The following is a 12,278-nucleotide window of genomic DNA, read 5'->3' on the forward strand; positions in this document are numbered from 1 at the left end:
TGTTCACATGGCAACACGTGTACGCGTCAGGGCCCCCGAGCTGATCGGCGAGGGCGGCTGGCTCAATACGGGCGACCAGCAGTACACCCTCGCTGACCTGCGAGGGCGCATCGTCATCCTGGATTTCTGGACGTTCTGCTGCGTGAACTGTCTACATGTCCTCGATGAGCTGCGCGAACTGGAGGAGAAGCACCGCGACACCGTCGTGATCATCGGTGTGCACTCACCGAAGTTCGTCCACGAGGCCGAGCACCAAGCCGTCGTCGACGCCGTCGAGCGGTACGAGGTCCACCACCCGGTCCTCGACGACCCGGAACTGGCGACCTGGAAGCAGTACGCCGTACGGGCCTGGCCCACGCTCGTCGTGATCGACCCCGAGGGCTACGTCGTCGCCCAGCACGCGGGCGAGGGCCATGCGCACGCCATCGAGAAGCTCGTCGAGGAGCTGGAGGCCGAGCACGGCGCGAAGGGCACGCTGCGCCGCGGTGACGGCCCCTACGTAGCGCCCGAGCCGGTCGCCACGCATCTGCGTTTCCCCGGCAAGGCCCTGCTCCTGCCCGACGGCGGCTTCCTCGTCTCCGACACCACCCGCCACCGCCTGGTCGAGATCGAACGTGACAGTGAAACGGTTCGCTGTTACGTCGGTACGGGGGACAGGGGGTTCGCGGACGGCGGGTCCGACGAGGTCCGGTTCTCCGAGCCGCAGGGACTGGCCGTGCTGCCCGACGGCCGGATCGCGGTCGCCGACACCGTCAACCACGCCATCCGCGCCCTCGACCTCACCACCGGGGTGACGACGACCCTCGCCGGTACCGGCCGCCAGTGGTGGCAGGGCTCGCCGACGACCGGCCCGGCCCGCGAGGTCGATCTCTCCTCACCCTGGGACGTCGCCTGGTTCGCGGAACGGCTGTGGATCGCCATGGCGGGCGTGCACCAGCTGTGGACGTACGACCCGGCGACGGAGACCGTGCAGGTCGCGGCGGGCACGACCAACGAGGGCCTGGTCGACGGGCCGGCCGACGAGGCCTGGTTCGCCCAGCCTTCGGGGCTCGCCACGTCGGCCGACGGGGAGCGGCTGTGGGTCGCCGACTCGGAGACGTCCGCCCTGAGGTACGTCGAGCGCGACGGCACCGGCTTTGCCGTCCGTACGGCCGTCGGCACCGGTCTCTTCGACTTCGGACACCGCGACGGTGCCGCAGATCAGGCCCTGTTCCAGCACCCGCTGGGGGTGACAGCGCTGCCCGACGGGTCCGTCGCCGTCTGCGACACGTACAACCACGCGCTGCGGCGCTACGACCCCGCGAGCGGTGAGGTCACCACCCTGGCCACGGATCTGCGCGAGCCCAGCGACGCCGTGCTGGTCGAAGGCGATCTCGTCGTCGTCGAGTCCGCCCGGCACCGGCTGACCCGGCTGCGGCTCCCGGAGGAAGCCGTACGTGTCGCCGGCCAGGCACACCACACGCAGCGCGCGGCCACCGAGATCGCCCCGGGCACGCTCCGGCTCGATGTGGTCTTCCAGGCACCCGCCGGGCAGAAGCTGGACACCCGGTACGGTCCCTCGACCAGGCTGCTGGTCTCGGCGACCCCGCCCGAGCTGCTGGTGGAGGGCTCCGGTCCCGGTACCGATCTGTTCCGCGACCTGGTCCTGGCCGACGGCGTCACCGAGGGCGTCCTGCATGTGTCCGCGATGGCGGCGTCCTGCGACGACGCCCCGGAGAACGAGTACCCGGCCTGCCATGTCCACCAGCAGGACTGGGGCGTCCCCGTCCGCGTGAGTGCGCTGGGAACGCCCCGGTTGCCGCTGGTGCTGGCAGGGATGGACGAACAGGCCTGACGGCGGAACGGGGCGTCCCCGTCCGCGTGGAGTGCGGAGGGGACGCCCCGGTTGCCGCCGGTGGTGGCAGGGAAGGACGGACAGGCCCGACGGCTCAGAAGTCGTCCGCGCCGTTGCGCAGCTCGTGCGTCCAGTAGCCGGGTGGTGCAGACGGGGGCGGACCCGGTGGAGCCCTTCGCCGTGCCGCTGCCCCCCGAGGTGCCGCTGCCGCCTGCCGTGCCGCTGCCGCCCGTGTTACCGCCGCTCTTCGTGGTGCTGGTCTTCTGCGCGGTTCCGGTGTCCTTCGCGGTGTCCATCTTCCAGTCGGTGGCGAAGGCCAGTACCGCCCCGGCGCCGATGAGGATGATGCGTCCTGCGAGCCCCGTGAATCCCGCCTCCTCGACGGCCCGGCGGTTTTGGGCCGGTGTACGGATCGCGTACCCGGCCCGGCAACGACCATGTCCGGGGCTGCGGTCGGGGCGGGGGAGAGATCAGTCCGCCAGGAACGCCGTCATCGCGTTGGCCAGCAGATACGGGTCGTCCGCGCCGCACAGTTCACGGGCGCTGTGCATCGACAGGATCGCGACGCCGATGTCCACGGTCTGAATGCCGTGCCGGGCGGCGGTGATCGGGCCGATCGTGGTGCCGCACGGCATCGAGTTGTTGGAGACGAACGTCTGCCACGGCACGCCCGCCTTCTGGCACGCCGCCGCGAACACGGCCCGGCCGCTGCCGTCGGTCGCGTACCGCATATTGACGTTGACCTTGAGGATCGGTCCGCCGTTGACCACCGGGTGGTGGGTCGGGTCGTGGCGCTCGGCGTAGTTGGGGTGGAGCGCGTGACCGGTGTCCGAGGAGAGGCAGACGGTCCCGGCGAAGGCGCGGGCGCGGTCCTCGTACGTACCGCCGCGGGCGAACACCGAGCGCTCCAGGACCGTGCCGAGCAGCGGTCCGTCGGCGCCGGTGTCGGACTGCGAGCCGTTCTCCTCGTGGTCGAAGGCGGCCATGACCGGGATGTACGGAAGTTCGGCGTCCGGCTGCCCGGCGACGGCGGCGAGCGCGGCGGTCGCCGAGTGCACGGAGATCAGGTTGTCCATCCTGGGCCCGGCCAGGAGCTCACGGTCCCGGCCCAGATAGGCGGGCGGCTCGACGGGGTGCGGCATCAGGTCCCAGCCGGTCACGTCCTCGGCACCGACGCCCGCTTCCTCGGCGACGAAGCGGATCAGGTCGCCCTCCTCGACGTCCCCGAGCCCCCAGATCGGCTGCATGTGCTTCTGCCGGTCGAGCTTGAGACCGTCGTTGGACGACCGGTCCAGGTGCACGGCCAGCTGCGGCACGCGCAGGAGCGGCCGGTCGATGTTCACCAGCCGGTGCGTGCCGTCGCGCAGCGAGATCCGGCCGGCGAGACCGAGGTCCCGGTCGAGCCAGGTGTTGAGGAGCGTCCCGCCGTAGATCTCCACCGCGACCTGCCGCCAGCCGTACGCCCCGGTGTCCGGGAGCGGCTTGACCCGCAGGTTCGGCGAGTCGGTGTGCGCCCCGACGATCCGGTACGGGGTGTGCGCCGCGGCGCCCTCCGGCACGTACCAGGCCACGATCGCACCGCCGCGCAGGACGTACTTTCCCCCGCTGGTGCCGTCCCAGGCCGCGGTCTCCTCGACCTGCCGGAATCCCGCATTCTCCAGCCGCTCGGCCGCAGTGGCCACGGCGTGGTACGGGGAGGGGGAGGCCATCAGGAAGGCCATCAGATCGTCGGTGTGACCGCGGTCGAAGCGGAGGGAGCAACTCATGTTCTTCACTCTAACGAGGCCGGACCGGGTGGTTTCACCGTCGCCCCGCGCGGCAGCCGCTCAACGTCCGGAGCGGATCTACAGCTCGTCGACGGCGGTCAGGTCGATGTCGATGGTTGCGACGCTTCGGGCAGTGCCTCGGCGGTCATGGTCCTCCCATGGACGGGATTCCCGGCCGTGCACTCAGCACACCCAGCTGATACGACAGCGCCGCCGCCCGAAAACATTTCGGGCGGCGGCGCGTGTCGACGAATCCGGGGCGCTAGAAGGCGGCCTCGTCCAGCTCCATCAGCGAGTTGTCGACGGACTCGGCGAGCGCGCGCTCGGCACCGACGCCCGGCAGGACGTTCGCGGCGAAGAACTTCGCGGCGGCGATCTTGCCCTGGTAGAAGGCGACATCCTTCGCGGGGGCGGTCGGCAGCTTCTCGGCCGCCACGGCGGCGCCCTTGAGCAGCAGGTAGCCGACGACGACATCGCCGGAGGCCATCAGCAGGCGGGTGGTGTTCAGGCCGACCTTGTAGATGTTCTTGACGTCCTCGCCGGTCGCGGTGAGGTCGGCGACCATGGTGCCGACGATCGCCTCCAGGTCCACGGCCGCCTTGGCGAGCGAGTCCAGCGCGCCGGACAGCTCCTCGTTGCCCTGGGCGCCCGCGAGGAACTTCTTGATCTCCTCGGAGAGCGCGTTGAGCGAGGCACCCTGGTCGCGGACGATCTTCCGGAAGAAGAAGTCCTGGCCCTGGATGGCCGTCGTGCCCTCGTACAGCGTGTCGATCTTGGCGTCACGGATGTACTGCTCGATCGGGTACTCCTGGAGGTACCCGGAGCCGCCGAACGTCTGGAGCGACTGCGCCAGCTGCTCGTACGACTTCTCGGAGCCGTAGCCCTTCACGATCGGGAGCAGCAGGTCGTTGAGGCCGTTCAGCGCCTTGGCGTCCTCGCCCGCGGCCTCCTTCTCCTGGATCGCGTCCTGGACGGAGGCGGTGTACAGCACGAGGGAGCGCATGCCCTCCGCGTACGCCTTCTGCGTCATGAGCGAGCGGCGCACATCGGGGTGGTGCGTGATGGTGACCTTGGGGGCGGTCTTGTCCATGAACTGCGACAGGTCCGTGCCCTGGACACGCTCCTTGGCGTACTCCAGCGCGTTCAGATAGCCGGTCGACAGGGTCGCGATGGCCTTCGTGCCGACCATCATGCGGGCGAACTCGATGATGCGGAACATCTGGCGGATGCCGTCGTGCTTGTCACCGATCAGCCAGCCCTTGGCGGGGTGCTGGTCGCCGAACGTCATCTCGCAGGTGTTGGACGCCTTGAGGCCCATCTTGTGCTCGACGTTCGTCGCGTACACGCCGTTGCGCTCGCCCAGCTCGCCGGTGGTCCAGTCGAAGTGGAACTTCGGGACCATGAAGAGCGAGAGGCCCTTCGTGCCGGGGCCTGCGCCCTCGGGGCGGGCCAGCACGTAGTGGATGATGTTCTCGGACATGTCGTGCTCGCCCGAGGTGATGAAGCGCTTCACACCCTCGATGTGCCAGGAGCCGTCCTCCTGCTCGACGGCCTTGGTGCGGCCCGCGCCGACGTCCGAACCGGCGTCCGGCTCGGTCAGCACCATCGTCGAGCCCCACTGCTTCTCGACGGCGATCTCGGCGATCTTCTTCTGCGCCTCGTTGCCCTCGTCGAAGAGGATGCCGGCGAACGCGGGGCCCGAGGAGTACATCCAGACGGCCGGGTTCGAGCCGAGCAGCAGCTCCGCGTAGGACCAGATCAGGGAGCGCGGGGAGGTGGTGCCGCCGATCTCCTCGGGCACGCCCAGGCGCCAGTACTCGGAGTCCATGAAGGCCTGGTAGGACTTCTTGAAGGAGGCCGGGACCGGTGCGGTGTTGGTCTCCGGGTCGAAGACCGGCGGGTTGCGGTCGGCGTCGGCGAACGAGTCGGCGAGCTCGTTCTCGGCGAGGCGGTTGACCTCGTCGAGGATGCTCTTCGCGGTCTCGACGTCCATCTCCGCGAACGGTCCGGTTCCGTACAGCTTGTCGCGCCCGAGGACCTCGAAGAGGTTGAACTCGATGTCGCGGAGATTCGACTTGTAGTGCCCCATGGGAAGGCTCCGTAATCAATAGCAGTGGCGCACAGCGCCCCGAGGAGGGGTGAGGGCCGGGCGGGCGACGAGCTGGCGTGCGTATATCAGCTGACCTTTCCGATGATGCTACCCGCCAGTAATAAGACGCAACCCCTCAAGGGCTTGATGTGTCCCATTACTCTTTGCGGCATGTACGGCTACGACCAGAACCAGGGCGCACAGCAGCAGATGGGTGGCGGCTACGGCGGGCAGCCGCTGTATCCCGAGCCCTCGCCGCCCTCCCTCGGCGATGCGGTACGGGCCTTCACCACGGGTTCTCTGTCCGCCGAGGACTTCCAGCAGATCTTCGCGACGTCGAAGGTCTACTGCCCGCGCGGCGACAACCCCGGATTCCTCGCGCTGCACAACACCCAGCAGCCGGTGATCCCGATGTTCACCACGCTCAAGGAACTGCGGTTGTACGCGGGCAAGGAGTCCAAGTACTTCGTGATCACCGGGGCCGAGGTGATCGACCTGCTGCCGACCGGCTACGGCTTCGTCCTCGACATGGAGGGTGAGCACCGCATGGTCTTCGACGCCAAGGCCGTGGAGCAGATGGTCGACTTCGCGATGCGCCGTATGTACGGCTGACGTCGGAGTCTTTCCGGAAGGGGCCCGTACCGCTCGGTACGGGCCCCTTCTCGTTGCCGTGGCCGGTGCGGGAATGAACGACGCCTTGCAGGATGTTCACCATTCAACTAAATTGGGCTCAGGACAATCCCGGAGGTGGCTCCCATGCCCGCAGTGACCGTCGAAAACCCGCTGACCCTGCCCAAGGTCGCCGCCTCGGGCGACGCCACGGCCCGTCCCGTGCTCGCCGTCACCACGGCGCCGAGCGGATTCGAGGGCGAAGGCTTCCCGGTTCGCCGCGCGTTCGCCGGGATCAACTACAAGTACCTCGACCCGTTCATCATGATGGACCAGATGGGCGAGGTGGAGTACGCGGCCGGAGAGCCGAAGGGCACTCCCTGGCACCCGCACCGCGGCTTCGAGACCGTCACGTACCTGATCGACGGAACCTTCGTCCACCAGGACTCCAACGGCGGCGGCGGCACCATCCGCAACGGCGACACCCAGTGGATGACCGCCGGGTCCGGCCTCCTCCACATCGAGGCCCCGCCGGAGTCCCTCGTGATGTCGGGAGGTCTCTTCCACGGCCTCCAGCTCTGGGTGAACCTGCCCAAGGCCGACAAGATGATGGCCCCCCGCTATCAGGACATCCGCGGCGGCCAGGTCCAGCTCCTCGCCTCCCCGGACGGCGGCGCGCTGCTCCGCGTCATCGCCGGTGAGCTCGACGGGCACGAGGGCCCCGGCATCACCCACACCCCGATCACGATGATCCACGCCACCGTCCGTCCCGGCGCCGAGGTGACCCTGCCGTGGCGCGAGGACTTCAACGGACTCGCGTACGTGCTCGCCGGGCGCGGCACCGTCGGCGCGGAGCGCCGCCCCGTCCACATGGGGCAGACCGCGGTCTTCGGCACCGGTGCCTCGCTGACCGTTCGCGCGGACGAGAAGCAGGACGGCAACGCTCCGGACCTGGAGGTCGTTCTGCTCGGCGGCCGTCCGATCCGCGAGCCGATGGCGCACTACGGGCCGTTCGTGATGAACAGCCAGGCCGAGCTGAAGCAGGCCTTCGAGGACTTCCAGGCCGGACGCCTCGGCACGGTGCCCGCCGTCCACGGGATGTGACATCCACCCTCGATGTGTGACGATCCGCACTTATACGGCGGTGCAAGCCGATTATCGCCCCGCGCCGTGATCGGGTGGGAGGGTGCACACTCCTGAACCCCTCCTGCCCGTCGCCGCGCGGCGCACAGCCGCCTGGTGCGGGGTTGTTCTCCTCGTCACCGGGGTGGCCGCGGTCGCCGTCTGGCTGTGCATCATCTTCAAGACCGCGGTCACCCCCGTTCTGCTCGCGCTGCTCGGTACGGCGCTGCTCGGCCCGGTCCACCGCCGGCTGACCGCCCGCGGAATGAACCGCTCACTGGCCGCGGGGCTCACCTGCGCCCTGCTCGTCGCGGTGGTCGGCGGCGCCGGATACATCGTCGTCACCGCCCTCGTCGACACCGGCGACCAGATCGTCCGGTCGCTGAAGGACGCAGGGCAGTGGATCGTCAACCACTTCGGCATCGGCAAGCACACCAATGTGGACGACCTCGTCGCCAATGCCCAGAAGCTTGCCGAGAAGTTCGGGGCGAGCGCCGCGGGCGGGATTCTCTCCGGGATCAGCCTGATCGGCTCGCTGATCGCGACCAGCGTCCTCGCCCTCCTGCTGACCTTCTTCTTCCTGCGCGACTCCGACAAGGCCGTGGACCTCGCCCACTCGGTCGCCCCGCGCGGTACCGGGAGCCTGGTCGAGGCCATGGGGCGGCGGGCCTTCGAAGCCGTCCAGGGCTTCATGCGCGGCACTACGTTCATCGCCCTGATCGACGCGGTCTGCATCACCGTCGGCCTGCTGATCCTGAACGTCCCCGGCGCCGTGGGGCTCGGTGCGCTGGTCTTCGTCGGCGCCTACATCCCCTACCTCGGGGCGTTCCTCTCAGGCGCGGTCGCGGTCCTGGTCGCGTTCGCCGACCGGGGGTTCGTGATCGCGCTCTGGGCGCTGGGGATCGTGCTCGCCGTACAGGTGCTGGAGGGCCATGTCCTGCAGCCGATGATCCAGAGCCGCACGGTCCAGATGCACCCCGCCACCATCATGATCGCGATCACCGCGGGCGCCAGCGTGGCGGGCCTGCTGGGCATGCTGCTCGCGGTACCGGCCTGCGCGGCGGCCTTCGGCATTCTCGGCGAACTGCGCGGACAGCGCTCCAGCCCGCCCGGTGCTTGAGGGCGGAAACCGTCCACGCGGAAAGCCCGAACCCGACGACGCGGTTCAGCTCCCTGCCCCCGCCGCCGACTCGTACGGCCCGAACCAGATCGACTTCCCCGCCCCCCGTGGATCCCCCCACGCAGTCCGGTGAGGACCCGGGCATGGAGAGCGAGGCAGCGACCCGCAGGACCTCCTCGGTCGACCGGGCCTCGGCTTGCCGCCTGGCCCGCATACAGCAGGAACGCCTCGCGGGAGCGGCGCCAGTCGCCGGTGACGGGGTGTGCGCCCCGGTGGTGCCGCGCTGCGGCCCGGCGACCTCCTGAAGGGCGCCGACCAACGGATAGTGGGTGCTGCCCGCCTTCTCGGGCGGCAGCGGCTTGGCACAGGCTTGGCACGGCTGCGTACGGTACGCAGCACCCGGCCGCGTTCGTCCACGATCCGCAGCCGGGGCCTCGGCGAGAGTGCCCTCGGTGCGTGCGAGATTCACCACTCCGTAGATCTCGCTCCAGTCGACCGGATGAAAACGGGAACGCACCGCGGACTCACGGAAGGCACCGGCAGCCGCGGGCAGCTCCAGCAGCCGGGCCGCCTCCGCATCGAGCGTGACGGTCCCGGCCGCGTTGTCCCAGCGCCACAGACCGATCGCGGTCGCGGCCAGGACGTCTTCAGTGCGCATTGCACCACTTCAAGAAGATCTGCTCCGCAGACGCCACCGAGGCCGCCCGCCCAGGGCACGCCCGGGCCCGGTCCGCGGCCACCTGTCAGTTCCGGATGATCTTGAAATGTCAATGTCAATGCTTCCGTGCGGGTGCGGGCGGTAGCCTGGGGAGGCTGAATCCACCCCGAACCGCGAAGACTGGATGAACGAGAATGCATCGGTACAGGTCCCACACCTGCGGCGAGCTCCGCGCCTCTGACGTCGGCACCGACGTCCGGCTGAGCGGCTGGCTGCACAATCGCCGAGACCTGGGCGGCATCCTCTTCATCGATCTGCGCGACCACTACGGTCTGGTGCAGCTCGTCGCCCGTCCCGGCACTCCCGGCAACGAGGCCCTGGCGAAGCTCACCAAGGAGACCGTCGTACGGATCGACGGCAAGGTCTCCGCGCGCGGCGCGGACAACGTCAACCCGGAGCTCCCGACCGGCGAGATCGAGATCGAGGTCACGGAGGTCGAGGTGCTGGGCGAGGCCGCCCCGCTGCCCTTCACGATCAACGCAGAGGACGGGGTCAACGAGGAGCGGCGCCTGGAGTACCGCTTCCTCGACCTGCGCCGCGAGCGCATGCACCGCAACATCATGCTGCGCTCGGCCGTCATCGCCTCCATCCGCGCCAAGATGGTGGCCCTCGGCTTCAACGAGATGGCGACCCCGATCCTCACCGCGACGTCCCCCGAGGGCGCCCGTGACTTCGTCGTCCCGTCCCGCCTGAACCCGGGCAAGTTCTACGCCCTGCCCCAGGCCCCGCAGCAGTTCAAGCAGCTGCTGATGATCTCCGGCTTCGACCGCTACTTCCAGATCGCGCCGTGCTTCCGCGACGAGGACGCCCGTGCCGACCGCTCGCCGGGCGAGTTCTACCAGCTCGACGTCGAGATGTCGTTCGTCGAGCAGGAGGACGTCTTCCGGCCGATCGAGAAGCTGATGACCGAGCTCTTCGAGGAGTTCGGCAACGGCCGCCACGTCACCTCGCCGTTCCCGCGCATCCCGTTCCGCGAGGCGATGCTGAAGTACGGCAACGACAAGCCGGACCTGCGCGCCCAGCTGGAACTGGTCGACATCTCCGACATCTTCGCCGACTCGGAGTTCAAGGCGTTCGCCGGCAAGCACGTCCGCGCCCTCCCGGTCCCGGACACCGCGGGCCAGTCCCGGAAGTTCTTCGACGGCCTCGGTGACTACGCCGTCCAGCACGGCGCCAAGGGCCTGGCCTGGGTCCGCGTCGGCGAGGACGGCGCCCTGACCGGCCCGATCGCCAAGTTCCTCACCGAGACCGACATCAAGACCCTCACCGAGCGTCTGTCCCTCGTCCCCGGCCACGCGATCTTCTTCGGCGCGGGCGAGTTCGACGAGGTCTCCAAGATCATGTCCGCCGTCCGCGTCGAGGCCGCCAAGCGCGCCGGCCACTTCGAGGAGGGTGTCTTCCGGTTCTGCTGGGTCGTCGACTTCCCGATGTACGAGAAGGACGAGGACACCGGAAAGATCGACTTCTCGCACAACCCCTTCTCGATGCCCCAGGGCGGCATGAAGGACCTGGAGGAGAAGGACCCGCTCGACATCCTGGCCTGGCAGTACGACATCGTCTGCAACGGCATCGAGCTGTCCTCCGGCGCCATCCGCAACCACGAGCCCGACGTCATGCTCAAGGCGTTCGAGATCGCCGGTTACGACCGCGAGACCGTCGAGCACGAGTTCGCGGGCATGCTCCGCGCCTTCCGCCTCGGCGCCCCGCCGCACGGCGGCATCGCCCCGGGCGTCGACCGCATCGTGATGCTGCTGGCCGACGAGCCCAACATCCGCGAGACGATCGCCTTCCCGCTCAACGGCAACGCCCAGGACCTGATGATGGGCGCCCCGACGGAGCTGGACGAGTCCCGCCTGCGCGAGCTGAACATCCAGCTCCGCAAGCCGGCGGCGACGGCAAAGGACAAGACGGAGAAGTAGCCGCCCGCTTTTCTCCTGGTTCCACGTGAAACAGCCCCCGGCCGGACAGGCCGGGGGCTGTTCGCTGTTATGCCGTCGTCGGCGGGAACGGTGCGCGGCGCGGGGAGCAGGTGAAGCGCCGCCTCGGCCAGTTCCGTGAGCGGAGGCCGACCTCGCACGGGGGCGCGGCCTCCACGGCACCTCGTTCCAGGGGCGGTGTTGAACTCATGGGGGCAAGTCAGCCTCCAGCGAAGCCCAGGACCAACCCGGTATGCGGGGGCGTAGGTGGCAGCGGACTCATAATCCGTCGGCCGTGGGTTCGAGGCCCACCCGCCCCACTGCGAGCCGCAGGTGAAGAATCGTTCTCACCTGCGACTTTGGCGTTCCCGGGGTCTGTCGTGCCATCAGGCGAGCCGAGCTCAAGCCTTTGGCTGGGAACGACCTGGAACCAGAGTCCCCCGGCTGGTCCTCATCGCGACGCTGGCGCGGCACGAGCGCCGCCGCCTTCTCGGCCGCGTCCCGCCCGACTCCACCCAGCAGGGCCCTCGTCGACCGCTTGCCCAAGGACCAGGGCGCGGCCCTGCGTATCCGCCTCGACCTCGACCAAGCCGAGCCCGGCCTGCGGGAAGCCGTCGCAGGTCTGCGGCGCCAAGCCGACGGTTCAGCTGGCGACGGCGACGGTCTGCGCAGCGCTATCGCTGCCCGCCTCGCGGACCAGGCCGCTGGGCTGAACGTGTAACTGATCGACCATGCTCTGCGGGCCTGTCTGTGGGGGTGGGGCCGCAGGCAACGCTTGAAGTGAACTCTGCTGCACGTTCGTCCGTGTAACTCGCCGCACAGGAGCGTTGGTTGGTGTCATCATCGCTGCGTGATCACAGGCATACGGCGTCGCGTGGCGCAACGTCAGAGGCTGAAGGCTGATGCGGCGATACGGAAGCTGCGCACGGATCTTGATGTGCTTGGTCTTGAGCCTGCACCCGGTTCGGTGAGAGTGGCGCTTCGAGCGCGATATCAAAGAGCACCGGCCAGCTGGGCAGCATTACTAATTGTGGGATTCTTTGGGCTCAGATGTGTGTCGAAACTGGTGGCGGGTTACATAGACCTCTATGCCCCGGGATGGCT

Annotated in this window: 8 protein-coding genes, 1 tRNA gene and 1 pseudogene; 7 read left to right on the forward strand and 3 right to left on the reverse strand. The window is 69.0% G+C overall.

Annotated features, from left to right (window positions below; translation table 11 throughout):
* Positions 1-7 precede the first annotated feature (7 nt).
* A complete protein-coding gene (locus ABTZ94_RS00505; RefSeq protein WP_351196011.1) occupies positions 8-1,834 on the forward strand; it encodes an NHL domain-containing thioredoxin family protein in 1,827 nt (608 codons plus the stop codon).
* Between the two features lie 470 nt (positions 1,835-2,304).
* Here the strand turns inward: ABTZ94_RS00505 and ABTZ94_RS00510 are convergent, their stop codons facing one another.
* Together ABTZ94_RS00510 and ABTZ94_RS00515 are read right to left on the reverse strand one after the other, a co-directional pair.
* Positions 2,305-3,600, reverse strand: a complete 1,296-nt coding sequence (locus tag ABTZ94_RS00510; protein ID WP_351196013.1) for a M18 family aminopeptidase — start codon at positions 3,598-3,600, stop codon at positions 2,305-2,307.
* A 262-nt stretch (positions 3,601-3,862) separates the two neighbouring features.
* Entirely contained in the window at positions 3,863-5,689 is a 1,827-nt protein-coding gene (locus tag ABTZ94_RS00515; protein ID WP_351196015.1) for an acyl-CoA dehydrogenase, read from the reverse strand.
* A 171-nt stretch (positions 5,690-5,860) separates the two neighbouring features.
* On the opposite strand from ABTZ94_RS00515, the gene ABTZ94_RS00520 reads away from it, so the two are divergent.
* From ABTZ94_RS00520 to ABTZ94_RS00530, 3 genes are all read left to right on the forward strand, one after another.
* Positions 5,861-6,301, forward strand: a complete 441-nt coding sequence (locus ABTZ94_RS00520) for an SseB family protein (RefSeq protein WP_351196017.1) — start codon at positions 5,861-5,863, stop codon at positions 6,299-6,301.
* 144 nt (positions 6,302-6,445) lie between these two features.
* Positions 6,446-7,402: a pirin family protein gene (locus ABTZ94_RS00525; protein WP_351196019.1), complete on the forward strand. Its 957-nt coding sequence runs from the start codon at positions 6,446-6,448 to the stop codon at positions 7,400-7,402.
* An 82-nt stretch (positions 7,403-7,484) separates the two neighbouring features.
* Complete coding sequence (locus ABTZ94_RS00530; RefSeq protein WP_351196021.1) at positions 7,485-8,540, forward strand: AI-2E family transporter; 1,056 nt, start codon at positions 7,485-7,487, stop codon at positions 8,538-8,540.
* A gap of 124 nt (positions 8,541-8,664) precedes the next feature.
* Here ABTZ94_RS00530 and ABTZ94_RS00535 read toward each other — a convergent pair.
* Positions 8,665-9,198: pseudogene (locus ABTZ94_RS00535) on the reverse strand (phosphatase); the annotation flags it as partial.
* A gap of 194 nt (positions 9,199-9,392) precedes the next feature.
* On the opposite strand from ABTZ94_RS00535, the gene aspS reads away from it, so the two are divergent.
* From aspS to ABTZ94_RS00550, 3 genes are all read left to right on the forward strand, one after another.
* Positions 9,393-11,177 (forward strand): aspartate--tRNA ligase, encoded by a 1,785-nt coding sequence (aspS, locus tag ABTZ94_RS00540; RefSeq protein ID WP_351196023.1) that lies wholly within the window; start codon positions 9,393-9,395, stop codon positions 11,175-11,177.
* Between the two features lie 255 nt (positions 11,178-11,432).
* Positions 11,433-11,494: transfer RNA gene (locus tag ABTZ94_RS00545), tRNA-Ser, on the forward strand.
* Positions 11,495-11,712: 218 nt separating this feature from the next.
* A complete protein-coding gene (locus ABTZ94_RS00550) occupies positions 11,713-11,895 on the forward strand; it encodes a hypothetical protein (protein ID WP_351196024.1) in 183 nt (60 codons plus the stop codon).
* Positions 11,896-12,278 lie beyond the last annotated feature (383 nt).

This window comes from Streptomyces sp. NPDC002785 (assembly GCF_040295565.1).
In the GTDB taxonomy this organism is placed as follows: Bacteria; Actinomycetota; Actinomycetes; order Streptomycetales; family Streptomycetaceae; genus Streptomyces.